General features: G+C 67.1%; 26 protein-coding genes. 17 read left to right on the top strand and 9 right to left on the bottom strand.

The genetic code is table 11. The features are described 5' to 3' along the window. Nucleotides 1-3: 3 nt before the first annotated feature. From ACK59X_RS17180 to ACK59X_RS17170, 3 genes are all read left to right on the top strand, one after another. Nucleotides 4-1,287, top strand: coding sequence for a phospholipase D-like domain-containing protein (locus ACK59X_RS17180; RefSeq protein ID WP_409959102.1), 1,284 nt, complete (start codon nucleotides 4-6; stop codon nucleotides 1,285-1,287). 110 nt (nucleotides 1,288-1,397) lie between these two features. Then, nucleotides 1,398-2,495 (top strand): hypothetical protein, encoded by a 1,098-nt coding sequence (locus ACK59X_RS17175; RefSeq protein WP_409959100.1) that lies wholly within the window; start codon nucleotides 1,398-1,400, stop codon nucleotides 2,493-2,495. Nucleotides 2,496-2,628: 133 nt separating this feature from the next. Beyond that, on the top strand, nucleotides 2,629-3,711 hold the full coding sequence (locus ACK59X_RS17170) for a hypothetical protein (RefSeq protein ID WP_409959098.1): 1,083 nt from the start codon (nucleotides 2,629-2,631) through the stop codon (nucleotides 3,709-3,711). 44 nt (nucleotides 3,712-3,755) lie between these two features. Here the strand turns inward: ACK59X_RS17170 and ACK59X_RS17165 are convergent, their stop codons facing one another. Beyond that, nucleotides 3,756-4,010 (bottom strand): hypothetical protein, encoded by a 255-nt coding sequence (locus ACK59X_RS17165; RefSeq protein WP_409959096.1) that lies wholly within the window; start codon nucleotides 4,008-4,010, stop codon nucleotides 3,756-3,758. A 200-nt stretch (nucleotides 4,011-4,210) separates the two neighbouring features. Here ACK59X_RS17165 and ACK59X_RS17160 point away from each other — a divergent pair, with 200 nt between their 5' ends. Beyond that, the gene (locus ACK59X_RS17160) at nucleotides 4,211-4,993 is read left to right on the top strand and encodes a transporter substrate-binding domain-containing protein (RefSeq protein ID WP_409959094.1); all 783 of its coding nucleotides are present in this window, start codon (nucleotides 4,211-4,213) and stop codon (nucleotides 4,991-4,993) included. A gap of 41 nt (nucleotides 4,994-5,034) precedes the next feature. On the opposite strand, the gene ACK59X_RS17155 is transcribed toward ACK59X_RS17160, so the two are convergent. The 5 genes from ACK59X_RS17155 to ACK59X_RS17135 form a co-directional block, all read right to left on the bottom strand. Beyond that, on the bottom strand, nucleotides 5,035-5,355 hold the full coding sequence (locus ACK59X_RS17155; protein ID WP_409959092.1) for a DUF2322 family protein: 321 nt from the start codon (nucleotides 5,353-5,355) through the stop codon (nucleotides 5,035-5,037). A gap of 72 nt (nucleotides 5,356-5,427) precedes the next feature. Beyond that, nucleotides 5,428-5,811, bottom strand: coding sequence for a nuclear transport factor 2 family protein (locus tag ACK59X_RS17150; RefSeq protein WP_409959157.1), 384 nt, complete (start codon nucleotides 5,809-5,811; stop codon nucleotides 5,428-5,430). A 149-nt stretch (nucleotides 5,812-5,960) separates the two neighbouring features. After that, nucleotides 5,961-6,170: a hypothetical protein gene (locus ACK59X_RS17145; protein ID WP_409959090.1), complete on the bottom strand. Its 210-nt coding sequence runs from the start codon at nucleotides 6,168-6,170 to the stop codon at nucleotides 5,961-5,963. Continuing rightward, nucleotides 6,167-6,709, bottom strand: a complete 543-nt coding sequence (locus ACK59X_RS17140) for a zeta toxin family protein (RefSeq protein ID WP_409959088.1) — start codon at nucleotides 6,707-6,709, stop codon at nucleotides 6,167-6,169. Before ACK59X_RS17140 ends, ACK59X_RS17145 begins: the two co-directional genes overlap by 4 nt. Nucleotides 6,710-6,792: 83 nt before the next feature. Next, complete coding sequence (locus tag ACK59X_RS17135) at nucleotides 6,793-8,616, bottom strand: glutamine--tRNA ligase/YqeY domain fusion protein (protein WP_409959086.1); 1,824 nt, start codon at nucleotides 8,614-8,616, stop codon at nucleotides 6,793-6,795. Nucleotides 8,617-8,921: 305 nt separating this feature from the next. Between ACK59X_RS17135 and ACK59X_RS17130 the strand changes: the two genes are divergently transcribed. The 10 genes from ACK59X_RS17130 to ACK59X_RS17085 all read left to right on the top strand — a co-directional run bounded on the left by ACK59X_RS17130 (nucleotide 8,922) and on the right by ACK59X_RS17085 (nucleotide 18,541). Then, the gene (locus ACK59X_RS17130) at nucleotides 8,922-9,269 is read left to right on the top strand and encodes a hypothetical protein (protein ID WP_409959084.1); all 348 of its coding nucleotides are present in this window, start codon (nucleotides 8,922-8,924) and stop codon (nucleotides 9,267-9,269) included. 180 nt (nucleotides 9,270-9,449) lie between these two features. After that, on the top strand, nucleotides 9,450-9,908 hold the full coding sequence (gene aroQ / locus ACK59X_RS17125) for a type II 3-dehydroquinate dehydratase (protein ID WP_409959082.1): 459 nt from the start codon (nucleotides 9,450-9,452) through the stop codon (nucleotides 9,906-9,908). Next, nucleotides 9,908-10,828: an alpha/beta fold hydrolase gene (locus ACK59X_RS17120; protein WP_409959081.1), complete on the top strand. Its 921-nt coding sequence runs from the start codon at nucleotides 9,908-9,910 to the stop codon at nucleotides 10,826-10,828. The genes aroQ and ACK59X_RS17120 overlap by 1 nt, the downstream gene beginning before the upstream one ends. A 7-nt stretch (nucleotides 10,829-10,835) precedes the next feature. Continuing rightward, on the top strand, nucleotides 10,836-11,339 hold the full coding sequence (gene arfB, locus ACK59X_RS17115; protein WP_409959079.1) for an alternative ribosome rescue aminoacyl-tRNA hydrolase ArfB: 504 nt from the start codon (nucleotides 10,836-10,838) through the stop codon (nucleotides 11,337-11,339). A gap of 174 nt (nucleotides 11,340-11,513) precedes the next feature. After that, on the top strand, nucleotides 11,514-12,296 hold the full coding sequence (locus ACK59X_RS17110; RefSeq protein WP_409959077.1) for an IclR family transcriptional regulator: 783 nt from the start codon (nucleotides 11,514-11,516) through the stop codon (nucleotides 12,294-12,296). Nucleotides 12,297-12,489: 193 nt separating this feature from the next. After that, nucleotides 12,490-13,458 (top strand): ThuA domain-containing protein, encoded by a 969-nt coding sequence (locus ACK59X_RS17105; protein ID WP_409959075.1) that lies wholly within the window; start codon nucleotides 12,490-12,492, stop codon nucleotides 13,456-13,458. A 30-nt stretch (nucleotides 13,459-13,488) separates the two neighbouring features. Next, nucleotides 13,489-15,636 (top strand): PQQ-binding-like beta-propeller repeat protein, encoded by a 2,148-nt coding sequence (locus ACK59X_RS17100; protein WP_409959073.1) that lies wholly within the window; start codon nucleotides 13,489-13,491, stop codon nucleotides 15,634-15,636. 199 nt (nucleotides 15,637-15,835) lie between these two features. Continuing rightward, a complete protein-coding gene (locus ACK59X_RS17095; RefSeq protein WP_409959071.1) occupies nucleotides 15,836-16,669 on the top strand; it encodes a DODA-type extradiol aromatic ring-opening family dioxygenase in 834 nt (277 codons plus the stop codon). 43 nt (nucleotides 16,670-16,712) lie between these two features. Further along, nucleotides 16,713-17,369 carry an alpha/beta hydrolase gene (locus tag ACK59X_RS17090; protein ID WP_409959069.1) on the top strand — a complete coding sequence of 219 codons (657 nt, stop codon included), beginning with the start codon at nucleotides 16,713-16,715 and terminating at the stop codon, nucleotides 17,367-17,369. 161 nt (nucleotides 17,370-17,530) lie between these two features. Continuing rightward, nucleotides 17,531-18,541, top strand: coding sequence for a DUF3014 domain-containing protein (locus ACK59X_RS17085; RefSeq protein WP_409959067.1), 1,011 nt, complete (start codon nucleotides 17,531-17,533; stop codon nucleotides 18,539-18,541). 12 nt (nucleotides 18,542-18,553) lie between these two features. Here the strand turns inward: ACK59X_RS17085 and ACK59X_RS17080 are convergent, their stop codons facing one another. Both ACK59X_RS17080 and ACK59X_RS17075 read right to left on the bottom strand, forming a co-directional pair. Further along, complete coding sequence (locus ACK59X_RS17080) at nucleotides 18,554-19,585, bottom strand: NADP-dependent oxidoreductase (protein WP_409959066.1); 1,032 nt, start codon at nucleotides 19,583-19,585, stop codon at nucleotides 18,554-18,556. Further along, the gene (locus tag ACK59X_RS17075; RefSeq protein ID WP_409959064.1) at nucleotides 19,582-20,832 is read right to left on the bottom strand and encodes an MFS transporter; all 1,251 of its coding nucleotides are present in this window, start codon (nucleotides 20,830-20,832) and stop codon (nucleotides 19,582-19,584) included. Before ACK59X_RS17075 ends, ACK59X_RS17080 begins: the two co-directional genes overlap by 4 nt. A 75-nt stretch (nucleotides 20,833-20,907) precedes the next feature. On the opposite strand from ACK59X_RS17075, the gene ACK59X_RS17070 reads away from it, so the two are divergent. Further along, nucleotides 20,908-21,927, top strand: coding sequence for an AraC family transcriptional regulator (locus tag ACK59X_RS17070; protein ID WP_409959062.1), 1,020 nt, complete (start codon nucleotides 20,908-20,910; stop codon nucleotides 21,925-21,927). Nucleotides 21,928-21,945: 18 nt separating this feature from the next. Here the strand turns inward: ACK59X_RS17070 and ACK59X_RS17065 are convergent, their stop codons facing one another. After that, nucleotides 21,946-22,413, bottom strand: a complete 468-nt coding sequence (locus ACK59X_RS17065) for an Lrp/AsnC family transcriptional regulator (protein ID WP_409959060.1) — start codon at nucleotides 22,411-22,413, stop codon at nucleotides 21,946-21,948. Between the two features lie 101 nt (nucleotides 22,414-22,514). Here ACK59X_RS17065 and mdeB point away from each other — a divergent pair, with 101 nt between their 5' ends. Then, nucleotides 22,515-25,187 carry an alpha-ketoglutarate dehydrogenase gene (gene mdeB, locus ACK59X_RS17060; protein WP_409959058.1) on the top strand — a complete coding sequence of 891 codons (2,673 nt, stop codon included), beginning with the start codon at nucleotides 22,515-22,517 and terminating at the stop codon, nucleotides 25,185-25,187. 285 nt (nucleotides 25,188-25,472) lie between these two features. Continuing rightward, nucleotides 25,473-25,706 carry a hypothetical protein gene (locus ACK59X_RS17055; RefSeq protein ID WP_409959056.1) on the top strand — a complete coding sequence of 78 codons (234 nt, stop codon included), beginning with the start codon at nucleotides 25,473-25,475 and terminating at the stop codon, nucleotides 25,704-25,706. Nucleotides 25,707-25,947 lie beyond the last annotated feature (241 nt).

Genomic DNA, 25,947 nt, shown 5'->3' with positions numbered 1-25,947 from the left:
GCCATGCCCAAACCCGGTCGCACCGTGCGCATCGCGCTCCTCACCTTCGTGGCCACGGCCGCCCTCGTGCTTTTCGCACTCAATTTCACGGCTGGCGAGAAAAAGATCCAGCACCAGTTGCCGCGCCTGTACAGCAGTGCCAGCCCGCAGTTCGAACGGGCCATGGGCAGCCTGCTGGGCCCGGGCATCCTGGGCGGCAACGAGGTCAAGGAGCTGATCAACGGCGACCAGATCTTTCCGCCCATGCTCGCGGCCATCCGCTCGGCGCAAAAGAGCGTGACCTTCGAGACCTACATCTACTGGTCCGGTGACATCGGCAAGCAGTTCGCCGATGCCCTGGCCGAGCGCGCCCGCGCGGGCGTTCCGGTGCATGTGCTCCTCGACTGGGTGGGCAGTGCCAAGATGGAAGAAAGCTACCTCACCGAGATGCGGGAGGCCGGCGTGCTGGTCGAGAAGTTCCACAAGCCGCACTGGTACAACCTGGCGCGCATGAACAACCGCACCCACCGCAAGCTGCTGGTGGTGGATGGGCAGGTGGGCTTCACCGGCGGCGTGGGCATCGCGCCCGAGTGGACCGGCAATGCCCAGGACCCCGACCACTGGCGCGACTCGCACTACCAGGTGCGTGGCCCCGCGGTGGCGCAGATGCAGGCCACCTTCCTGGACAACTGGCTCAAGGTCACGGGCAAGGTGGTGCATGGGGATGCGTACTTTCCGCCCATTGCACCGCAGGGCAACCAGCGCGCGCAGATGTTCTCGAGCTCGCCGTCGAGCGGCAGTGAGAGCATGCAGCTCATGTACCACATGGCCATCACCGCGGCCGAGCGCAGCCTGGACCTGTCGGTGGCCTACTTCGTGCCCGACGACCTCACGCGCCAGCTCATGCTCGATGCCTTGAAGCGCGGTGTGCGCATCCGCCTCATCACACCCGGCCCGTACACCGACACCGAGACCGTGAAAGCCGCCTCGCGCGCCACTTGGGGCCCGCTGCTGGCGGCCGGTGCCGAGATCTACGAGTACCAGCCCAGCATGTACCACTGCAAGGTCATGATCGTGGACCAGCGCATGGTGTCGGTGGGCTCCACCAATTTCGACAACCGGTCTTTCCGCTTGAACGACGAGGCCAACCTCAATGTCTACGACTCGGCATTCGCCGAGCGCCAGACGCGCGTGTTCGAGGAGGACCTGGCAAAGTCCCGGCGCGTGACCTACGAGGAGTGGCGGGAGAGGCCGCTCAGGGAAAAGCTCGCTGAGCGGATGGCGGCGTTGCTGGAGTCTCAGTTGTAGACGGCGCTTTACCGTTCACAGCTGGTTACTTTGCGGGTCGCCGTAGCGCGTTTGCAGCCCGTTGCGCATTCCTACAATCCCACCATCACAAATGGAGGGAAAGGGATTCCATGGCGCAGCGGCGAAGCATTCTGGCGGGCATATCGGCATCCATCGTCGCGGGCGCCATTCCGGGCATGGCAGCGGCGGCTGCGCAGGCCGCCACCGCCGGCAGGGCTGGCATCCATCCCTGGGCCCGTGTTGGCGACACGGTGGCCGCCGATGTGGTGGTCGATGGCAAGGTGTTCGCGAGGCTCGACCACAAGGTCCAGGTGGAAGGCCTTCCCAGGCGCCCGGCGCTGGTGTTCTCCCTGCCTGCAGGCCTCAAGCGCATACGGCTCAAGGGCGACGCGACGCTGCAGGGCAAGGCCGTGCCGTTCGACAGGACCTGGACGGTGCGCGACATCGGCCCCTTGTCGGCACCTCTGTACGACCAGGGCAAGCCCTGGATCGAGCGCATCCGCGGCCTGGAAAAAAGCTTGGAGCTTGCGGTCAGTGTCAAGGCAGGCGATGGCGGAGCCAGGAAGAAGCCCGCCAAGGCCGCTTTCGCAGACCTTGAGAAACAGCTGGGGGTGTCGCTGCCCCCGCTGGTGAAGGTTCTGGGCGACTGGCGGATCGAAGTCAACGACTCCTATTTCCTCTCGGCCGCTGCGATGTGCACGGTCACCGACCTGCTGCTGGGGCCCGAGTGGGGCTACGAGCGCAAAGGGCCCGACGGGATCGATACCATCCTGTCTGCCGCGGTGCGCGCCCGCTACGACCGCAGTCTGGCCGTGTTCGTCGAGGTCGGCGATGGCCTGGGCGCATTCGCGTGGGACCCTGCGGGCGCCACGCCCGGTGAACCGCTGGGCCCCTGGGGCGATGGCGGCAACCCCGGGGCCAGGCCCGGAGTACCGGGCGAAGGGGTGTGGTACTGGCTGCACCAGGACCACCTCGACAGGCCCCGGCTGCTGCTGGACGACGACTACCGACCCAGGACCACGGAAGCCGCGCTGACCCACGTGTTCCAGCGTTTCGCGGTGACGGAAGTGGATTCGCCCGAGGCCGACAACGAAGTGGTGGTGGACAGCGCCAACCCGCGCCCCAACCTGTTGCAGCTGCACTTCGAGGACGGCAGGCGCCCGCGCCTGTGGCTGCGCAGCTACGACTACAACTACAGCATGTATTGAGGACGGGTTCGGCAGGCGCAGCGCAGCCGCGGCAGGCATTCAGATGACCGACGAAAGTACCGGGGGAGAAATGGATGTCATGGCACAGCCACAGCAACAGCCTGGGCCACAGCGGCGGCACGTTCTCGCGGGCATGTCGGCCTGGTTGGCGACCGCCATGGCCGGTGCGCACGGCGGGCATGCCTTTGCCGCAGAGGGCGACGCCGTCCCCGTGGGCACCCCGGGCAGGGCCGGCATCCATCCCTCCATCGAGCCGGGCGACCGCGTGGCGGCCGACGTGTTTGTCGATGGCAAGGTGGTGGGCAAGTTCGATCACCAGGCCACGGCGGACGGAATCGCCCGATCCCCGGTGCTGGTGTTCCCGCTGCCCGTGGGCCTCAAGCGTGTGCGATTGCGGGGCAAGGCCACGCTGGAGGGCAAGTCCCGCAGCTTCGACACCACCTGGAAGGTGCGCGACCTGGGGCCCATCCTGGGTCCTCTGTACGACCAGGGCAGGCCCTGGATCGAGCGCGTGCGCGGCGTGGCGGCCAAGGCGGAGTTCATCACCGTCACGCCGGGCGATGGTGGTGCCAGGAAGAAGCCCGCCAGGGCGGCCTTTGCCGATCTGGAAAAAAGCCTGGGCGTGCCCTTGCCCCTGCTCGTGAAGGTGCTGGGGGACTGGCAGATACAGCTCGGCGACTCCGGCTTCCAGTCCGCGGCCGACATGGCCAAGGTCACCGACATGCTGCTGCGCGACTGGGACTACCAGCGCACGGGCCCTCGCGGCCTGGACAAGATCCTGCCGCGTGCCGTGCGGGCCCGCTACGACCGCAGTGTGAGCATCTACATCGAAGTGGGCGACGGGCTGGGCGCGCTCGCCTGGGACCCGGCGGGTGTCACCCCGGGCGAGTTGCCCAACAGCTGGTACGGCAAGGGCCAATCCGGCGCCCAGCCCGGCCCGGCGGGCGAGGGGGTGTGGTTCTGGATGCACCAGGAGCAACTGCACAAGCCCGTGCTGCTGCTGGACGAGGAGCACCGCCCCCGGCGCACCGAATCCGTGCTGAACGCGGTGTTCCAGAGCTTTGTGTTCCTGGCACCGTCGGAATCCGAGGCGGACGATGAGCTCGTGGTGGACACGGCCAACCCGCGCCCCAACCTGCTGCAACTGGGCTTCGACACCACTGGCCAGCCGGATCTCTCGCTGCGCAGCTACGACTACCAGTACGGGCTGTATTGAGGGGGCGCTGCGGTGCGTGCCACCGCACGGCCGCTCGGCAGGTCTCAGTGCTTCACGAATTCGTAGGTCACGGCCTCGCTGTCCACCATGTCCAGCACCTCGTGCAGTGCGTCTTCGTCGTCGGTGCTGCTCCACAGCTCTTCGGGGTCGGTGGCGAACAGCGGCTCTATGGCGATGTCCATGTAGCGGCCGTCGGGCAGGCTCAGCACGGGCGTGCCTTCGGAGGTTTCGACCAGCTCCCAGTCTTCGGGGACGGACATTTCGAGTTCGATGGTGACCTTGAGTTTCTTGTTGGCCATGGGAGTGTTCCTGTTGGATATGGGCAATAAATGGATGTGGTCAGGGTAACCGCATTCGGTCCGGTCCGAGTGACGGCGCATGCGTACCTGCAATGTCCTCGTTGTCTGCAGTATCCTTTTGTTGCGAATCGCCCGCGCAGACGGTGGCGGTCGCGCGCAGCCTTGATCCCTTTACCCCCAATCCTTCGGAGTGCCCTCACATGATCGCCAAGAAAGCCCTCGCCCTGGCCGCAGCCGCCGTGGTCGCCACCCTTGCCCTGAGCAACGCCGCCCAGGCCGGCCCGCGCCTGGACAAGATCATGGAGACCAAGGTGCTGCGCGTAGGCACGCCGGGCGACTACCGGCCGTTCGCCATCAAGACCGACGCCGGCCTGTCGGGCCACGACATCGACGTGATCGAGGCCATGGCCAAGGAGTTGGGGGTGAAGATCGAGTACGTGCAGACCTCCTGGCCCAAGCTGATGGCCGACCTGCAGGCCGACCAGTTCGACATTGCCGTCGGCGGCATCACGCGCAATGTGGCGCGCATCCGCCTGATCGAAATGCTGCCGGGCTACGCGCCCTTCGGCAAGGTGGCCCTGGTGCGCTCGGCCGAGAAGGCCAAGTACAACACCGTGGACGACCTGAACAAGCCCAACGTGCGTGTGATCAAAAACCCGGGCGGCACCAACGAGACCTATGTGCTGCAGAACCTCAAGGCCGCCCAAGTGAGCACGCACGAGAAGAACGCCGAGATCCCGGCACTGATCGCCGAAGGCAAGGGCGACGTGATGATCACCGAGACCTACGAGGCCCTGGTCTACAGCAAGGTCGACCCGCGTTTGCACGCCGCCTTCATCGACGCACCGCTCACGCCCAAGAGCTACCTGGGCTTCATGCTGCCCAAGGACGATGCGGACTACACGCGCGTGATGAACTTCGTGTGGGGCCAGATCGACAGCCGGGGTATCCTGAAGGGTGCCTCCGACAAGTGGCTGAAGTAAGCCGCTGATGACCGGGCCGGCTTTGGCCCGGTGAGGGGCTATCAGGCCTGCGCTATCACCTGCGCGCGGTAGCTTTCGCTGCCCTCGGCCCAGCCCAGCAGGCGGTCGATGTTGGGGTGCTTGCCCGGGGAGGCCTTGGCATCGGCCACATGCTCGGCATACCACTCCAGGCCCAGGGCAGCCGCCTTGGGCGTGATGCTGCCGCCATACAGCGCAGCCAGCGCGGCATACACCACCAGCGAGCCGGTCTGGCCGGGCTTGTTCTCGATGGTGGCGATCACCTGGCCATCTGCGCCCAGCAGTTGCAGCGAGGCGAGGTGGGAGGCGGAGGGCAGTTGCTGGAGGCGTGCGGCGAAATTCATGAGGAAATCGGTACGGTTTGATGGAAGAGAACCGCCGATCTTAGAACCTCTGCGCCCCATCCATTCCTGCCATCAGTGCTTGGTCGGCAACTCCATCGAATCATCGACCGGCGTCTCGGTGTGCATCACGCACTGCCAGCGTCCGTCAGCGTGTATCCAGGTGGAGCTGTCGTGCATCACCTGTTCGGTAGCCTTGGCCTTGTCGCCGCGCGGCGCCACACCCTGCTTCACGCGGTAGGTCAGGATGCCCATGGCATCGGTCGGAAACTCCACCTGCATGTCGCTGAACTCGAAAGCGGTGACCACCATCGGGCCTTCCTTGGCCATCTTGCCGTACATGGCGCGGTCGAACTTGAGCGCGCCATGGCTGCTGACCATCATCGCGGGCTCGGCCAGCAGGTCGGTGGCGGCGCTGATGTTCTCGTCGACCATGGCTTGCCAGACGTGGGTTTCCAGAGCGATGAGGGGCTGGTGGGTTGTCGTGGGCCTGGGGATCTCCGTTGTTGCAGGAACAAGGGTCCATGGTGCCGCTGGCGGGCCCGGGCGGGGATCGGCTGAGTGCGATGGGTGGGGTAGGGAAGGGCTGACAGTACGCGGGTCCGCTGTCACGCGGGAGATTTTTGCGGCATTTGGCGCTGGCTGACGTATTCCTCGGGGCTGATGTGCTGCACCTCACCCTCTACGGTGATCACCATATGGGTGTTTGCCTTGCGCGCCTCTTCTGCTGCGCGCAAGCCCGCCCTGGTAAGCGCTGCCAATGCAGCCTGGGCCAGGTCGTCGGTAGCGGACTGTGCGTCGATAGTCGGTGTGCTCATGGATTGGTACCTTGCGCCAGCAGCAATGGCTGGCGGTGCTGGTTGTCATACAGAAACCAGGCATCGACGATAGGCTGGTAGGTGTGGGCCAGATGGAACCGCCCGGCATCAAACCGCCGCTTCACGACCTCGTCAGGGATGTTATGTCCGCCTTGCGACACCCGCAAGCGCACCCGTTCGATGGCCATGTTTGCATTGGGCAGTTGCAGGAAAAAGAGGTTCACCCGGTAGCCCAGGGTGCGCCAATGCCGGATCTTGGTGGCATAGGTGCGGCCGGACAGGGTGGTTTCCAGTGCAAAGCTGCGTCTGTGGGCTACATGTTCATCGATTTCCGCCAGCATGATGCGCCCCGCCTTGATGGCGGCTACTTCGGGGGCAAAGGGCGACAGGCCCGCGGCGATCAGGTCCGCGTTGACGAACACGGGGCACCGGGCTTCCGCTGGTAGGAACTCGCGCGCGAACGTCGTTTTGCCAGCGCCATTGGGACCGGCAATGATGATGGCCTGAGCTTGTGCTGCGGTGTTTGCGTGGTCGCTCACAGATGCATTGTGCCTTTGCTGTGTCGAGACCACAGGCCTCACTAAGAACAAAGGCGCCGAGGCGCCTGTGTTCGTAGAGGGGCTTACTTGCCCCAGCTGTCCTTCAACCCCACCGCCAGATTGAACACCGGCTTGCCCGGCTCGTGGTCCACCCGGTCGGCGACGAAGTAGCCGTGGCGCTCGAACTGGAACTTGTCGTCCTTGTGGGCATGGCCGAGAGACGGCTCCACGATGGCGGTCACGGTCTTCAGGCTGTTGGGGTTCAGGCCTTCGATGAAGTCCTTGCCGCCGGCGTCGGGTTGGGCTTCGAGGAACAGGCGGTCGTAGATGCGCACTTCGGCCTTGACGCCGTCGGCCACGCCCACCCAGGTGATGGCGGCCTTGACCTTCACGCTGTCGGCGCCGGGGGTGCCGCTCTTGGTGTCGGGCACCACGGTGGCCAGCACTTCGGTGATCTTGCCATCGGCATCCTTGTTGCAGCCGGTGCATTCGATGACGTAGCCGCCCTTCAGGCGCACCTTGTTGCCTGGGAACAGGCGCTTGTAGCCCTTGGGGGGCACTTCCTCGAAATCCTCGCGCTCGATCCAGACTTCCTTGCCGATGGTGAAGTGGCGGTCGGGGCTTTCCACGCCTTCCGGCGGGTGGGGCAGCGAGGGCAGGGTGCAGTCCTCCAGGTGGCCGGCGCCCATGACCTCGTCCCAGTTGGTGAGCACCAACTTGACGGGGTTGAGCACGGCCATGCCGCGGAAGGCCTTGAGTTCCAGGTCTTCGCGCAGGCAGCCTTCCAGCGTGCTGTAGTCGATCCAGCTGTCGCTCTTGGTCACGCCGATGCGCTCGGCAAAGACCTGCAGCGATTCGGGCGTGTAGCCGCGGCGGCGCAGGCCGACGATGGTGGGCATGCGCGGGTCGTCCCAGCCGCTGACCTTGTGGTCGTACACCAGCTGGGCGAGCTTGCGCTTGCTGGTGATCACGTAGGTGAGGTTCAGGCGCGAGAACTCGTACTGGCGCGGGGGCGGGTTGCCCAGCAGGCCGCCTTCGGTCAAACGCTCCAGCACCCAGTCGTAGAAGGGGCGCTGGTCTTCGAATTCCAGCGTGCACAGGCTGTGGGTGATCTGCTCCAGCGCATCCTCGATGGGGTGGGCATACGTGTACATCGGGTAGATGCACCAGGTATCACCGGTGTTGTGGTGCGTGGCGCGGCGGATGCGGTAGATCGCCGGGTCGCGCATGTTGATGTTGGGGCTGGCCATGTCGATCTTGGCGCGCAGCACCATGGAGCCGTCCTCGTGCTCGCCATTGCGCATTTCGCGAAAGCGCTTGAGGTTCTCGGCCGGCGTGCGGCTGCGGAAGGGGCTGTCCACCCCGGGCTTGCCGAAATCGCCGCGGTTGATGCGCATCTGCTCCACGGTCTGCTCGTCCACGTAGGCGTGGCCGGCCTCGACCAGGTACTCGGCCGCGCGGTACATGAAGTCGAAATAATCGCTGGCCTGGTAGGGCGCGGCGTCGGGGCTGCCGTTCCAGTCGAAGCCCAGCCATTTGACGGCGTCGATGATGCTGTTGACGTACTCGGTGTCTTCCTTTTCAGGGTTGGTGTCGTCAAAGCGCAGATGGCACACGCCGCCGTAGTCGCGTGCCAGGCCGAAGTTGATGCAGATGCTCTTGGCGTGGCCGATGTGCAGGTAGCCGTTGGGCTCGGGCGGAAAGCGCGTGCGGATCTTGGCCGGGTCGGGCTGGCCCTTGGCGTGGTGGGCGGCATCGCCCGGCGTACCACCCCACTGGCGGCTGGCGTAGGTGCCCTTTTCCAGGTCGTTTTCGATGATCTGGCGCAGGAAATTGCTCGTCTTGGCGGTCTCAAGGGCCGCTTCGGGTGCTGCGGCAGGGGTGTTTGCTGGGGTGGACGTGGTCATTGGTCCATTTTAGGGGGTGGCTGGCCCGTCTGCTGCACTGCAGCGTGCCCGGGTGACGCGCAGGGTTGCAATGGTGCCACCGGCCCCCAAATGGGAACGGAGGGGCACCTTGCGCCGCCCTTTTCCTGGCCGCTTTGCCCTGTTACAACGGTCTGGCGTGAACTATTGCCCAGGAGTGCGCACTCACGTGTACGTAAAGAAACAATAAAGATGGTGTTTCGTGCCATCCTTTCGGACATCTGGTGCGTTGAGTACCAGTGAGGCGATCCTGAGATCAGGGCAGCCTCCACTACCAGGAGATTTCCATGACGAAAACCCGTTCTATCCAATCCGTGGCCGCTGCCGCCGGTGTGGCCCTGGCGCTGTTTGCAGCCGCTGGCTCGGCCCAGGCCCGCAGCGATGTCAATTGGTCGATAGGCCTGAGTTCGCCAGGCGTGGTGGTGGGCGTGAACAGCGGCTACCCCGTGTACTCGGCCCCGGCGCCTGTCTACTATGCGCCGCGCCCTGTGTACTCGGTACCGGCACCGGTGTATTACGCACCGCCCCCGCCCGTGTACTACGCACCGCCCCCACCCCGGTACTACTACCGTGGCGGCGGCTACGGCCACCACCATCACCACGGCCACGGCGGCCGTGGCCGCTGGGACCGCTGAGTCCTCCCCATTCGGGTTGAGGGCCTCATCGCCTGGCAGCGCAGCCCCCTGTGCTGCAGTGCCAGGCTGAAGGCGAATACGGTGACGGGCACCGCATAATCCCGCGTTGGCAAGAACCAAAGGCTGCCTGGCCGTCCTTTCAATAGATGGTCAGGCCCCACCAACGCCCGGAGTGCATGCATGTCTGCGAACCAGAAAAAGACCGTATTTGTCCTGAATGGCCCCAACCTGAACCTGCTGGGCACGCGCGAACCCGCCGTGTATGGCGCGCACACCCTGGCCGATGTGGAGCAGATGTGCGCCGAGGCCTGCGAGCGCCACGGTTTCACGCTGCGCTTTCACCAGAGCAACCATGAAGGCGCCCTGATCGACTGGATCCACGAGGCCGGCCGCCTGCATGCCGCCGGTGAACTGGCTGGCGTGGTGATTAATGCCGGCGCCTACACCCACACCAGCGTGGCCTTGCACGACGCCACCAAGGGCACGGCCATCAACCTGATCGAGCTGCACATCAGCAATGTGCATGCGCGCGAGCCCTTTCGCCACCACTCCTACATCGCCGCAGCGGCCAACGCCGTGATGTGCGGCTTTGGCGTGCGCGGTTACGCGCTGGCCATCGACGGCCTGGCGGGTATGTGATGGCGGCTGGGGTCGAGGAAGAAGAGGACACCACGGCCCCAGGTCGGGATGATCGCCCGGTCGCCAGCCTGCCGTCCCCCGAGATTGACCGGCTGCGTGCCCTGGCCCAGCGCCACACCACGCCCTGCGGCAGTGGTGAGACGGTCTGGCACAGCTGGGGCGAGGCGCATGCGAATGTGCCGCCCCTGGTGCTGTTGCACGGCGGCAGCGGCAGCTGGACACACTGGGTGCGCAACATCGAACCGCTGGTGGCTGCGGGCCGCCAGGTCTGGATACCCGACCTGCCGGGCTTTGGCGATTCGGCCACCCCGCCCACGGGCGGCGATGCCGATGCCCTCGTCGAGCCCATGGCGGATGGGCTGCGCGCCCTGTTCGGCCCGCGGCCGGTGGACCTGGTGGGTTTTTCCTTCGGCGGGCTGACCGCCGGGCTCCTGCTGGCGGCCCACCCCGAGCTGGCGCGCCAGCTGGTGGTGGTGGGCGCCCCCGCCATGGGCGTGGTGGCCGAGCGGCCCGTGCGCCTGAAGGGCTGGCGCCACCTGCCGCCAGCCGAGCAGCTCGACATGCACCGCTACAACCTGGCCGCGCTGATGCTGCGCGACCCGGCCCTGGTCGAGGGCCTGGCGCTTGAAGTGCATGTGGGCAATGTGGTGCGCGACCGCATGACGCGCCGCCGCCTGGCGCGCACCGACATCCTGGCCCGCTCGCTGCCCGCAGTCACCTGCCCGGTGCATGTGATCTATGGGGAAGACGATGCGCTGTACCAGGGCTTCATGGCCGAGCTGGAGGCCGCGTACGCCGCCGCCACGCCCGATTTTCGCGGCATGGTGCTGGTGGCCGGCTCCGGGCATTGGGTGCAGTTCGAGCGGCCTGAGGCCTTCTTGCGGGAACTGCTGGCGGCGTTGGCAGATGGAGCCGAGTGAGCGCGCGATGACCACTGAGGCACCCAAGGCTCCGCCCATCGCCGCTGTGCCCGAGGCCGCCCCGCGCCCACCCCGCCCGCCGCAGGAGGCCCCGCGCATCAACGGCCAGGTGGCCGTACTGCAGGTGGACGAGCGCGAGGTCGAGATCACCGCCATGCGCGCCCAGGGCGCGGGCGGGCAGAACGTCAACAAGGTATCGAGCGCCGTACACCTGCGCTTCGACATCGCCGCGTCTTCGTTGTCCGAAGGGGTGAAGGAGCGCCTGCTGGCCCTGCGCGATGCGCGCATCACCCAGGAGGGCGTGGTCGTCATCAAGGCCCAGCAGTACCGAAGCCAGGACATGAACCGGGCGGATGCGATGGAGCGCTTGAACGCCCTGGTCAACACCGTGGCCGCGCCACCGCGCGTGCGGCGGGCGACCAAGCCGACCTATGGCTCCAAGCAGCGGCGGCTGGAGGGCAAGAGCCAGCGCAGCGCGACGAAGGCGTTGCGGGGCAGGGTCGTGGATTGAGCGGCGCGACCCGGCGCACGGCGTGAACCAGACCGTTTTCCGCCAACTTGGGACGGTGCGCGGGCAACTGGGCGACACGCCATGGATGGTCTGACAGTTTTCCCGCGCGGAATCTGATTCGGGAGGTTGCTACAGTCCTGCTGTGCCGGGATGTTGAACCGGTGGAGTGGTGCAATGAGCGGAGCAGTAGAGCGCAGCCTGAAGGTTCTCGAGTACCTGGCCGAACACCCTGAAGGAAGCGCGGTATCGGCGCTTGCGGGCCGTCTGGAGCTCCCCTTGTCTGCCGCCCACCGCCTGCTGGCCGACCTGATCCGATACGGCTATGTGGCGCAGGACGCCCGTGATGGCCACTACCGGCTCACCACCAAGATGGTGTCGATCGGGCTTGCTTACCTGAGCCGCACCGGAGTTGTCGATCTGGCGCAGCCGCTGCTCGACCAGTTGGCGAGCGTTTCCGGGGAACTGGTGCGCCTGGCTGTCGTGGACGGCGATGAGCTCATCTTCGTCGCCAAGGCGCAGGGTGCCCGCCATGGGTTGCGGTACGACCCCGACATGGGCCTGTCGGTCACGCTGGCGTGCAGTGCCGCGGGCCATGCATGGCTCTCCACGCTGCCGAAAGACGATGCGCTCTCCCTCGTGGCGCGAAAAGGCCTGTGCGATCCCCGTGACTTCGGCCCGAATGCGCCAACCTCCATTGCAGCCGTGATGGACTATGTGAACGCAGCGCGTGACAAAGGCTACAGCACGATTGTCGAGGTCTTTTCCCCCGGCATGACGGCCATGGCTGCGCCGGTGTTTGGCGCCGATGGGGTGGCGGTCGGAGTCGTCACCATCGCCGGCCCCATGGTGCGACTGACCGAGCAGCGCATGGCCAAGCTGGCTCCCGACATCCTTTCGACTGCGGCAGAGGTTTCACGGGCCAGTGGCGCTTCCGCTCTGTTTCGCAAGCGCCCCTGAGAAGAACTGGCGGCCATGACTTGCCCCTTGCTCCCCTGGACCGGAGGTACCTGCTAACCCTTTGAAAAAGTGTTTTCAAGTGTAAAAAGGAAAGAGTTTCCATATTGGAAAATGTTTCCATTGTGTTTAGTATGCGTTGGCGGACGGGGGAGACCTTTGTTCCGACAAACGCAGAACCACACAGGAGACAACTTTGAACACTTCGGCACGCGCCCTGCATCTGGCGGGCATGCTTTCAGCGGTCTTGATGGGATTGGCGGGTTGTGGCGGCGGCGACTCCGACCCGCAAACGGTGGTGGCCCCCAGCATCGACCCGTACTACAACGTGTGCCGCGGGGTCGATCCGGCCTGCTACAACGACTGGGGTGCCTTCGCCAGCACCCCCAACCGGGTACTGATCTATTCGCGCACTGCGGGGCCGCGCCACGCGAACCTGGGTACCCCGATGGCCGCCGGGCTCAATCCGGCGATGAATGCGGACAACGTCATGCAGGCGGGCCTCAAGCGGATGTTCGAGGAAGCGGGCATTGCCGCAGACTGGACGGAAGACGTCACGGTGATCGCCAACCGCATCAACAACTACAAGGCGGTGGTGTTCGCCAGCTCCAACCGCGATACGCTGTGGAACGAAGCCGTCACCACCAGCAACGATGCCGCCCGCACCGCGCTGCGCAACTACATGCGGCGCGGGGGCGGCTTCGTGGGCTTGCACAATGCGTTCGGGGCCGAATACAACTGGCCGTACTACGAGGGCCTGTTGGGCAACGCCAACTTCTACAACCATGCCCCCAACCGCAATGGTGACGTGCAGATACTGGCGGACGACCCCTCCACCCAGGGCGTGCCGGCACGGTTCGCGTTCCAGGACGAGTGGTACAACCTCACGCCGTTTCCGACGAACGTGAAGTTCCTCGCGAAGGTGGATACCGCCACCCTCGATCCGTTGACCGCCAGCCGGCATCCTGGCCACAAGGATTTCCACCCGGTCGCATGGTGCCAGTACTACGACGGCGGCCGGGCCTGGCTCACCACGCTGGGCCACAACACGCACTCGTTCCAGGCCAATTCCGAGGGACCGGGCGCGCAGGCATTTCAGAAGCTCGTGGTGCAGGGCGTGAAGTCCGTGATGGGACTCACCCCGTTCTGCACGGCGGCGAAATAGCACGCTGGTTTCATCTGCAAGGAGACATCAATGCACAAGAAACTCACCACGGCTGTTTCGCTCACGGCAGTGGCATTGGCCTCGGCCGCCTTCCTGCACGGGTGCGGGGGAAGCAATGGCGGCCCTGCAAACGCTGCTGGCGCTGCGGCAGACCTGCAGAACTGCTGTACTGCGGGAGACAAGGACTTCCCGAAGGTCGGCGGCAACCTGGGCAACCAGAACTACACGGCGCTGGCGCAGATCGGCAAGCAGAACGTCGCCAACCTGGGGGGCGCATGGACCAACCGGATCGAAGGCGGCCTGAACACCGGAACCAACCAGAGCACCACGGTGGTGGTCGATGGCGTGATCTACATCGAATCGGCGCTGGGCAACGTGATTGCCGTGGATGGCAAGACGGGTGCGACCAAGTGGAAGTGGACCACGCCCTACGGCGTGATCACCCGCCGCGGCGTGGCCGTGGCCAAGGACCTGGGCCTGGTCTACACCGTTGCGAACGGCAACCGCCTGGTGGCGCTGAACAAGGACACGGGCGCGGTGGCCTGGATCAAGCAGTACCCGTCGGACGCCGCCGACCCGAACTACCTGGGTTCCGTCCAGAAGGTGGCCATCGTGTACCACAACCGCCGGTTGCATGTGGGCACCAACGATGGCAACCGCGGGGCCGCCTTCGCCGCCGATGCCACCAACGGCAATGTGCTGAACTACTTCTGGGGCATACCTCGCCAGGGCGAGCGTGGCTACGAAACCTGGGGCGGTGCGGAGGAAGCCAAGCGCACGGGTGCGACGCCATGGATCCACCCCGCCGTGGACCCTGAATTGAACCTGGTGTACTGGACCTTCGGCAACGTGCGCGGCGGTTCGTCGCAGGACGGCTCGGAGCGGCCTGGGCAGAATCTTTTCTCCAACTCGATCGTCGCTCTGGACCTGACCACCGGCGCCTACAAGTGGCATTTCCAGTCGGTGCACCACGACATCTGGGACATGGACAACGTGATGTCCCCCGTGCTGGCGGATGTGCAGATCGAAGGGCGTGAGCGCAAGGTGGTGATCTACGGCAGCAAGACCGGGATGTACTACATCCTCGATCGCAAGGATGGCAGCGCGCCGTTGGGCATCGAAGAGCGGCCCGTGAAGCAGGACGCGCGCCAGGCCACCTGGCCGACGCAGCCGTATCCCAAGCAGGGTGGCTTCACCGAGCTGTGCGTGGTGCAGCAACCCCTGGGCACGGAGGTGCCCGGCGACCCCAACCGTGCGGTGCCCAACTACCAGACCGGCTGCCTCTTCGATCCGCACTGGGACATACCGATCCTGTCCATGCCGGGCCACGGCGGCGGGGCCAACTGGAACCACCAGTCGTTCAGCCGCTCCACGGGCCTGGTCTACACGGGCATGGGGTACGTAGGTGCCGCGCATTCGCTCAGCGAGTCCAGCAATGGCCTGCGGCCACCCGGCTCGTACGTGACCGGTGCGGTGGTGGCCGTCGATCCGAGCACCAACCTCGTTCGCTGGAAGAAGCAGATGCCGTATTCGCTCGCCCATGGCAACGGGATCCTCACCACGGCTTCGAACCTGCTGTTCATCGGTCAGCCGGACGGAAACCTGCTGGCGATGGAGGCCGAGAACGGACGGGAGCTGTGGCGCTTCCAGACCGGTGCGGCTATCAGCGCCAGCCCGGTCACTTACCAGATCGATGGCGAGCAATACGTGGCGGTGTACGCGGGCGGCACGTCCATTCCGTACAGCGATGCACCACGGGGTGACTACCTCTGGGCTTTCAAGGTGGGCGGGACCGTGGCACCAGCACCTGCGCCCATCCCGCCGCAGGTCCGCCGCCCCGTGTCCGGCAACCCTGTGGAAGGCGCCGCCTTGCCGACGCCCAACACCGTCATCCTGGGCCGCATCCCCACGGCGACCAATGCGCCGGGGGCGGTGGAGTCCGGCGCGGTGAACGCGGTGACACCGACCTGGATGCGCGTGCCCGCCAACACGACGGTGACGTTCACCAACCCGGCCGGCAACACCGGCGTGCACTGCGCAACGCAGTTCTTCGAAGGCCGCTTCAACTTCCGCCTGGCCCCCGGACAGTCGGCCCAGCATACGTTCGACAAGCCCGGCGAGTACTTCTACAACGACTGCTACAGTCCGCGCTCCACGGGCAAGGTGGTGGTTTACTGAGGCGAATTCCCATTCGCCTGCCCGCCAACTGGCGGGGACACCCAAACGCATCCTTCGGGGTGCGTTTGTCTTGGGGCGTGCCAGCGTGTCAGGGTCTGCATTGGTGCCGAAATCGCAACAATCCGTTTGACCCCCGGGGCTTGGTCTCAGCCGTGGTAAGTCCTACAGTACCTCTCAGACCCTGAAGAAAGTACGCCCCATGTCCGCCACCACCCAAGCGCCTTCTTCGTCGCCTACCAACGTGCCCGCCCTGTTCGTTTCGCACGGCGCGCCGCTGTTCGCCATCGATGCCGGTACCACCGGCCCTGCGCTCACGCAGTGGGGCCAGGGGCTGCGGGCGCAGTTCCCCGGGCTGCGCGGCGTGGTGATCATGTCGCCGCACTGGATGGCGCGCAGCCCGCAGGTGATGACCGGGCCGCAGCCGGCCACCTGGCATGACTTTGGCGGTTTTCCGCCCGCGCTGTACCAGTTGCAGTACCCGGCCCCGGGATCGCCTGCCCTGGCGCAGGAGGTGCTCTCGCTGCTGCAGGCTGCGGGTGTGGCCGCGCAGGGCGATGCGGCGCGGCCCTTCGACCATGGCGCCTGGGTGCCACTGATGCATTTGTTCCCCGATGCTGACCTGCCCGTGGTTCAGGTGGCACTGCCCGCCAGCGCGGGCCAGGCCGAGGTGGTCGCGCTGGGCGCGGCGTTGCGCGGGCTGCGCAGCCAGGGTGTGCTGGTGGTGGGTTCGGGCAGCATGACGCACAACCTGTCCGAGTTCTTTGGCGGCGCGCGCGAGCCGGCGCCCTATGTGCTGGAGTTCAGCCGTTGGATCGAGGACGCGCTGGCCCGGGGCGACATGCAGGCGCTGCTCAACTACCGCAGCCAGGCCCCGCACGCCACGCGCGCGCACCCCACGGAAGACCACTTTCTGCCCATCTTCTTCGCGCTGGGCGCGGCGGGCGACGACCTGCAGCCGCAGTACCTGAGCCGCGAGGTGATGTACAGCATGTTGTCCATGGATGCTTTTGCGTTGCAGCCTGCGGCACACTGAGCATTGTTCGCCGCTCTCCGGCATCTTTCCAATACCAAGATTCATGACTGCACCCCAATTGCCACTGACCTATCTGCACCGCCCCGCCGCCTCCGGCACCGCCGAGCCCTGGCTGCTGGTGCTGATGCATGGCGTGGGCAGCAATGAAGAGGACCTGTTCGGCCTGGCGCCGCATGTGCCCGGGCGCTTTCACGTGCTGAGCCTGCGCGCGCCGTTCCGCATGGGGCCGGAGGCCAATGCCTGGTTCGAGTTCTCGGTCTTGCCCAATGGCGAGCGCCGCATCGACGAGGCGCAGGAACTGCAGAGCCGTGCGCTGGTGGCCCAGGCGGTGGAAGCCGCTGCGGCCCAACTGGGCGTGCCGGCCAGCCGCGTGGTGGTGGGCGGGTTCAGCCAGGGCGGCATCATGGCGCTGTCGCTGCTGCTCACGCAACCCGCACTGCTGCAGGCGGCCATGGTGTGGCACAGCCGCCTGCTGCCCCAGGTGCTGCCCGCAGCCGCGCCGGCCGCCGCGCTGCAGGGCAAGCAGCTGTGGGTGAGCCATGGCCAGCAGGACAACGTGATTCCGCTGGCGCAGGCGCATGCCATCCGCGAGCACTTTGCGCAATTGCCCGTCGCGCTCCACTACCGCGAGTTCCCGGGCATGCACGAGATCCGCCCGGCCGAACTGGCGGCTACGGTGGACTGGTTGCAGGCGCTGTAGGAATCCGCCGCGTGGTGCGGGCGCTGTTGCGTGGGTGCAGCGTGCCCATGACGAAAACAGGGCGTTACCTCTTGCTGGAACCTAAAGGGTTTCCAATGTTCAGGCCATGACCCGGGCGGCTGCGTTGGCCGCACCCCGGGCCATGACGCAAGGACCCCTGCATGCCCGATCCAGTGCTCGACCCCGACCGCGACTTCTCTGAACTGCGCAGCGACCACCGACCGGCACCTCCACGCAGCACGGGCGGTGCGACGGTGTGGGTGGCGGGTGTGCTGGTGTTGGCCCTGGTGGGCGCAGGCTACGCCTGGTGGCAATGGCAGTCCAGGAACAACACAGCGGCCGAGCCGCCGGCTGCCGCGGCGCCGCCCGAAGCCCCGGCATCGGCCCCTGTGGCGGCTGCATCGGAACCTACGGGGCCTCAGAACCTCATCGATCCCCTGGCCCAGGCCGATGCGGCCCCGCTGCCCGCCCTGGCCGAGTCGGATGTGGCCGTGGCCCAGGCGCTGACCGAGCTGCTGGGCCAACCCTCGGTGGGCTCATTCCTGCAGCTCGACGGCTTTGTGCGCCGTGTGGTGGCCACGGTGGACAACCTGCCGCGCGCCCAGGCGCCCGCGCGCATGTGGCCGGTGCAGATGGCGCCGCGCCGCTTTGCCGTGGAGGGCGTGCCCGGCACGCAAGGCCAATTGGCCATTGCGGACGGAAACGCCGGGCGCTACGGTGCTTTTGTGGCGTTTGCCGAGGCCATCCCCATCGACCAGGCCGTGGCCGTGTATGCGCGGCTGTACCCGCTGTTCCAGCAGGCCTACGAAGAGCTGGGCTACCCGGGCAAGTACTTCAACGACCGACTGGTGGCCGTGCTCGATCATTTGCTCAAGACGCCCGAGCCCACCGGCCCGCTGCTGGTGCAACTGACGGAGGTGAAGGGGGAGGTCACATCGACCCGGCCCTGGGTGCGCTACGAGTTCGTGGACCCTGAGCTGCAGGCCCTGTCGAGCGGGCAGAAGATGCTGGTGCGCATGGGGCCCGACAACGAGAAGCGCCTCAAGGCCCGCCTGGCCGAGTTCCGCAAGCGCGTGGCCACCGGTGTGGTGCCCAAGGCGGCGGGCAAGGGGGCTCAGGCCAAGCCACAGGCCACTGCGGGCAAATCGGCACCGGCGGCCAAAGCGCCTTAGCGGCCGGCCAACCTAGTCGGCGACGCGCACGACCGTCTTGCCGAAGTTCTGCCCCTGCAGCACCTTGCGCAGCGCTTGGGGCGCGTTCTCCAATCCGTCCACCATGTCCTCGCGCAGGCGCACCTGGCCCTGGGCGATCCAGCCGGCCATCTCGCGGCGAAAGGTGTCGAAACGCTCGCCGTAGTGGTCCAGGATGATGAAGCCCTGCATGCGCACGCGCTTTTGCAGCAGCGTGGCGGTGAGCCGGGGCAAACGGTCCGGCCCCGGCGCGGGCGTGCTGTCGTTGTAGTGCGCGATGAAGCCGCACACCGGCACGCGGGCGTGCAGGTTGAGCAGGGGCAGCACCGCGTCGAACACCTCGCCGCCCACGTTCTCGAAGTAGATATCGATGCCCTGCGGGCAGGCCGCTGCCAAACGTTCGGGCAGATCGGGCTCGCGCCGGTCCAGGCAGGCGTCGAAGCCCAGTTCCTGCACGGCATGGCGGCACTTGTCGGCGCCGCTGGCAATGCCCACCACACGCGCACCCTTGAGTTTGGCGATCTGGCCCACGATGGCGCCCACGGCGCCGGTGGCAGCGGCCACCACCACGGTTTCGCCCGGCTTCGGCTGGCCGATGTCGAGCAGTCCCACATAGGCGGTGAAGCCCGGCATGCCAAGGCCGCCCAGCGACTGCGAGGGCTGGGCCGCGTCGCCCAGTGCCAGCAGGTCGCTGCCGTCGGACAGGGCGTAGTCCTGCCAGCCGGCATTGGCCAGCACCAGGTCGCCTTCGCGGAACTGCGCGTTGCGTGAGGCGGTGACCCGGCTCACCGTGCCGCCGACCATGGGCGCACCGATCTCCACGGGCGGGGCGTAGCCCGGGCCGATGGGGTCCATCAGGTTGCGCATGTAGGGGTCGATGGACAGGTACAGCGTCTTGAGCAGTACCTGTCCTTCGGCGGGCTCCGGCACGGGCTGCGTGTCCAGCCCGAAGTGCTTCGGTTCAGGCAGCCCCTCGGGCCGTGCGGCCAGCGTGATGCGGCGGTTGGTCAGGTTGGCCATGCTCATGCTCCTGCAGGACGAGGTCCGTGGCGCAGCGTGAGCAACGTGCCCAGTGTGAGGGCCGCCAGCGCGAAGGCCGGGCCGCCCAGGGCGCCCACGTGGTCCACCATCAGCCCGCCGAAGATGGCGCCGCTGGCAATGGCGATCTGGAAGGCCGCCACCAGCAGGCCGCCCGCGCCCTCGGCCTGGTCGGGCGCGGCGCGCACGATCCAGGTCTGAAAGCCGACCGGGAAGGCACCGAAGGCAAAGCCCCACAGCGTGACGGCCACGGCCGTGATGGCGGCCGATTGACCGGCCACCAGCAGCGTGGCGGCCAGCACGGCGATGACGGCGCCGCCGGCCACGATGGCCTGGCGCTCGCTGCGCCCGGCGATCCAGCCGCCCACGAAGTTGCCGAAGAAGCCGCCCACGCCATAGCCCAGCAGCACGGCCGTGATGGTGGTCACCGACAGGTGGGTGACCTGCTCCATCAGCGGGCGGATGTAGGTGAAGCCTGCGAAGTGGCCCGAGATGACCAGCAGCACCGCCAGCAGCGCCACGCGCACGGGTGGGCGGCGCAGCAGCTCGCCCAGCACCTGGAGGTTGGGGTTGTCGCGCGGGGGCAGGGCGGGCAGGGCCACCAGCTGCACGGCCAGCGTGATGAGGCTGATGCCGCCGGCCGCGATGAAAGCGCTGCGCCAGCCCCACATATCGCCCATCCACGCGCCGATGGGTGCCGCGCACACGGTGGCCACCGACACCCCGGTGAGGATGAAGGACATGGCCCGCGCGAACAGCGAGGCCGGTACCAGCCGCATGGCCAGCGCGGCCGACATGGACCAGAAGCCGCCCAGAGCGATGCCCAGTGCCACCCGCGCCACCAGCAGTGTGGGCAGGTTGCTGGCCAGGGCGGAGAGGGCGTTCGATAGCACCAGCATCACCGTGAAGGCCAGCATCACCCATCGCCGGTCGATGCGGCGCGTGAGCAGCGGCAGCGAGGGCGCGGCCACGGCCGCCACCAGCGCGGTGACGGTGACGGCCTGGCCGGCCGCGCCATCGCTCACGCGCAGGTCGCTGGCCATCGCGGTGAGCAGGCTGGCGGGCAGGAATTCGGCCGTGACCAGGCCGAACACGCCCAGCGCCATGGAGGCGACGGCTGTCCAGCGCGCCTCGGTGGGCTCTGCGGCGGGTGGCGGGGGATTGTTGGGTGCAGCATCGGCCAGGGCGCCGGCAGGCGCATCGAGGCAGGTCGAGCAGGAAGGGGATGAAGACACGGGAAAGGCCCTGGGGATGGATGGAAGGCCATGGTAGGAATAAGATTCAGGCGTTTCCATGCCCTAAAAGCCGAAATGCTTGACTTTTTGTCCCGCCCCTTCGACCAGGTCGCCCAGGAGCCTTTTGCCGAGCCGCCGGACCTGCTGACCCAGATATTGCTCGGCCTGCGCCTGGACGGCGTGGAGTATGGCCGCTGCGTGCTGCACCCGCCCTGGGCCATTGCCTTTCCGGCGCAGCGCTCGGCGCGGTTTCACTTCGTGGGCCATGGCGGGGCCTGGCTGCGCACGCCCACCACCGAGTGGCAGCGCCTGAACCCGGGCGATGCGGTGCTATTGCCGCATGGCAGCTTCCACGTGATGGCCAGCTCGCCCGACGTGCCGCCGGTGGACATCGACTCGCTGGCGCGCAAGGCCGTGGCCGAAAACATCTACCTGGTGGACGGGCGCGACCCTGCCCGGGCGGACCGGCTTGTCGCTGATGCCATTGCACCGCCCCCGCCGCAGGCGCCCGACGTGATGTTCTGCGGCGCGCTGCGCTTCAACCTCGATCCGCTGCACCCGCTGATGGCCATGATGCCCGAGGTGATGCTGGCCGGCGACCTGGCCCGGCGCGACACCATGGTGCCCGTGCTGCTCGAAGCGATGGAGCGCGAGGTGGCGCAGGACCGCATGGGCGCCTGCGCCATCCTGGCGCGGCTGGCCGTTGCGCTGGCGGCCAGCATCATCCGCGCCTGGGTGGAGTGCAGCTGCAACAGCCCCACGGGCTGGATCGCGGCGGTGCGCTGCCCGCGCATCGGCAAGGTGATCGCCGCCATCCATGCCGACCCCGAGCGCGACTGGAACGTGCCCGTGCTGGCCGATCTGATGGGCGCCTCGCGCTCGCGCTTTTCCGAGTCGTTCACGCGCACCATGGGCGAGAGCCCGGCGCGCTACGTGGCCAAGGTCAAGATGTCGCAGGCGCGCCGCTGGATTGCGCGCGACGGCATGCGCGTGGCGGTGGCGGCCAACCGGCTGGGGTATGAATCGGAAGCGTCGTTCAGCCGGGCATACAAGCGCATCATCGGGCACCCGCCGAGCACCGCGCGCGCGCAATGAGGGAGGCGGCTGCGGGTTCTATGCCTTGGGCAGCGGCAGCGCCGTCTTGTAGCGCACCTGCTTGAGCGCAAAGCTCGAGCGGATCTTTTCCACGCCGGGGATAGGGGCCAGCCGGTCCAGGATGAAACGCTCCAGCGCCCCGATGTCGGGCACGGCCACGCGGATCAGGTAGTCGCTGTCGCCGCTCATGAGGTAGCACTCCATCACCTCGTCGTGCTCGGCGATGCGCTGCTCGAAGTCGCCTAGCGCTTCCTTGCTCTGCGTCTTCAGGCTGATGCTGATGAACACGTTGAGCCCCAGGCCCAGGGCGGCCGCGCTGGCCAGGGCCACGTAGCGGCTGATGACGCCCGCGGCCTCCAGCGCCTTCACGCGCGCCAGGCAGGGCGAGGGTGACAGGTGCACGCGGCGCGCCAGCTCCACGTTGGACAGGGAGCCGTCGGCCTGCAGCTCGGCCAGAATGCGCAAATCCAGGGTATCCAGCTTCATGTGCTGCAGTGTAGGTCGTTTGCCGCATGAAATGCTGCACCCGGGGCTTGGGCGGGCCAAAACGGCATCCCATTCGGGGGCGCAAGGGCTACAGTTGTGGCATGAACGCCCCCACCGCACACCACCACCTGCTCACGCCCGCATCGGCCTCCGCGCTGGCCGATACGGACCCCCAAGAAACCGCCGAATGGCGCGATGCCTTCCTGGCCCTGGTCGCGACCGAGGGGCCCGAGCGTGCGCGCTTCATGCTGCAGGAAATGGTGCGCCTGGCGCGCGCGGGCCGCGTGGGCTGGCAGCCGGACCTGAACACGCCGTATGTGAACACCGTGGCCGTGCAGGACCAACCGGTCTTCCCCGGCGACCTGGCCATCGAGGAGCGCGTGGCCTCCATCGTGCGCTGGAATGCGCTGGCCATGGTGGTTCGCGCCAACCAGGCCTATGGCGAACTGGGCGGGCACATCGCGAGCTACGCGAGCGCTGCCGACCTGTTCGAGAGCGGGTTCAACCACTTCTTCCGGGCGCGGGAAGGGCTGGGCGAGGGCCAGCACCGGGGCGACCTGGTGTTCTTCCAGCCGCACAGCGCGCCGGGCGTGTATGCGCGCGCCTTCCTCGAAGGGCGCCTGAGTGAGCAGGACCTGATGCACTACCGCCAGGAACTGACGGCGCCGGGCGCGGGCGCGCAGGGCCTGTCGAGCTACCCGCACCCCTGGCTGATGCCGGACTTCTGGCAGTTTCCCACGGGGTCCATGGGCATCGGGCCCATCAGCAGCATCTACCACGCGCGCTTCATGCGCTACCTCACGCACCGCAATTTGCTCGACTGCACGGCCCGCAAGGTCTGGGGCGTGTTCGGCGATGGCGAGATGGACGAGCCTGAGAGCATGAGCGCGCTGACCCTGGCGGCGCGCGAGGGCCTCGACAACCTCGTTTGGGTAGTCAACTGCAACCTGCAGCGGCTGGACGGCCCGGTGCGCGGCAACGGCCGCATCATCGACGAGCTGGAGCGCCTGTTCGCCGGCGCGGGCTGGAACGTGGTCAAGCTGGTCTGGGGCAGCGACTGGGACGGCCTGTTCGCCCGCGACCTCACGGGCGCGCTGGTGCGCACGCTCGAAGGCACGGTGGACGGCCAGATGCAGACCTTTGCGGCCAAGGACGGGCGCTTCAACCGCGACAACTTCTTTGGCCAGAACCCCGAGCTCGCGGCCCTGGCCCAGGGCATGACGGACGAGCAGATCGACCGCCTGAAGCGCGGCGGGCACGACCTGGTGAAGATCCACGCCGCGTACGCCGCTGCCGCGCGCCACCAGGGCCAGCCCACGGTGATCCTGGCGCACACCAAGAAGGGCTACGGCATGGGTACGGCCGGCCAGGGCAAGATGACCACGCACAGCCAGAAGAAGCTGGACGAGACCGATCTCATCGAGTTCCGCAACCGCTTCAACCTGCCGCTCACCGACGAGCAGGCCACCAGCCTGGCCTTTTTCAAGCCCGCGGAGGACAGCCCCGAGATGCGCTACCTGCGCAGCCACCGGCAGGCCCTGGGCGGCTACCTGCCGCGCCGAGACACCACCTGCGAGGCGCTGCCCGTGCCCGCCATCGCCAGCTACGCGCAGTTCGCGCTGCGGGCCGATGGCAAGGAAATGAGCACCACCATGGCCTTTGTGCGCATGCTGGGCAGCCTGCTCAAGGACGCCACGCTGGGCCCGCGCATCGTGCCCATCGTGGCCGACGAGGCGCGCACCTTCGGCATGGCCAATCTGTTCAAGCAGGTGGGCATCTACAGCAGCGTGGGCCAGCGCTATGCGCCCGAGGACATCGGCTCGGTGCTGAGCTACCGCGAGGCGCTCGATGGCCAGATCCTCGAAGAGGGCATCAGCGAGGCCGGCGCCATCGCCAGCTGGACGGCCGCCGCCACCAGCTACACGGTGCATGGCCTGGCCATGCTGCCGTTCTACATCTACTACTCGATGTTCGGGTTCCAGCGCGTGGGCGATGCCATCTGGGCCGCGGCCGACCAGCGGGCGCGCGGCTTTTTGCTGGGCGCCACCTCGGGCCGCACCACGCTGGGCGGCGAGGGCCTGCAGCACCAGGACGGCAGCAGCCACCTGGTGGCCGCGACCATCCCCAACTGCAAGGCCTACGACCCGGCCTATGCGGGTGAGATGGCGGTGATCATCGACGCCGGCATGCGCGAGATGGTGACCGAGCAGCGCGACGTCTTCTACTACGTCACGCTGATGAACGAGAACTACGCCCAGCCCGACCTGCCCGAGGGGGCGCACGAGGGCGTGCTGCGCGGCTGCTACGTGTTCCGGCGCTTCGAGGCCGAGGGCGCCTCTGCGGCCACGGCCCGCCATGTGACGTTGCTGGGCTCGGGCGCCATCCTCACCGAGGTGGTGAAGGCGGCGCAGCAACTGGCCGCCGAAGGCATCACCGCCACGGTGGTCAGCGTGACCAGCTGGAGCGAACTGGCGCGCGACGGCGTGGCGTGCGAGCAGCGCGCCATCGCGGGAGAAGATCAGCCGGGTACCCCCTGGCTTGCAGCACAGCTGGCCGCCACAAGCGGACCGGTGATTGCTGCGACCGACTATGTGCGCGCCGTGCCGGAGACAGTGCGTGCCTTTGTGCCCGAGGGGCGCAAGTACATCACGCTGGGCACCGATGGCTTCGGGCGCAGCGATACGCGGGCGGCGTTGCGGGAGTTCTTCGGGGTGGATGCCGCCGCCGTGGTGCGCGCTGCGAAGTTTGCGCTGGGGACGGCTGCCGTGCGTTGAGCAAGCGGGCTGCGGCCGGGCATTCGTACAACCGCCTTGTCGTTTGTTTTGCCTCTGCTTCCCATGGCGCGGCCCTTGCTCAGGTGGTCTCGTTGCCGAGACCGCGTTGGGGTTCCATGAGGGCTTTGGGCTACTGCAAGGGGCGGGTGTTGAAGTTGGGGAAGTTGCTGTAGCTTTCCAGGCCATCGGCAAATGGCTGGCGTGGCGCAGTCGGGGAACCACCAGTGCCCGACGGGGATGGCGTTCTTACAATATGTTGCAGTCAGTCAACTGTTGGAGGGCGCCATGGCAGATGTCATCTGGAACCACAACCCGCCTACCACCTGGGTCGCGACGGTGGACGGCCAGGCCGTCTGCTCCGTGAAGCGCAAGGACATTGGCGGGTGGACCGCCGGATGGACGGACGAGCGATTGTGGCCGCCGCCGCCACACTTGCCCAAGGCCCAGCCCCAGCCCACGCGCTTTTTCAGTGGCCTGGACGCGGCCAAGCTGGCGGTAGAGCAGGCGCTGTCGGCCTGAGTGCTGTTCGAGCTTTTTGGTGCTGGTGCGTCGCGGTGGTACCGAGGCGTCGCAGGCGTTGGCCAGTTGTCTGTTGTTGCTGCATGCCTTGATTGAGGGCGGAGGCCGGGTCTCGGCCCGGCGGCCGAGGTACCTTTCTTTGCGTCGCCAAAGAAACGTACCCCAAAGAAAGGCGACCCCGCTGCCCGTGTCCCCCTCGCCGGTGGCGAGGGGGCAGCCTGCGATGCTCGGTCCTGGGGTG

It is taken from the genome of Acidovorax sp. (assembly GCF_046339755.1).
Taxonomy (GTDB): Bacteria; Pseudomonadota; Gammaproteobacteria; order Burkholderiales; family Burkholderiaceae_C; genus Acidovorax.
Note: the sequence above shows the minus strand (reverse complement) of the source record. Positions and strands in the feature narration are given on the sequence as shown.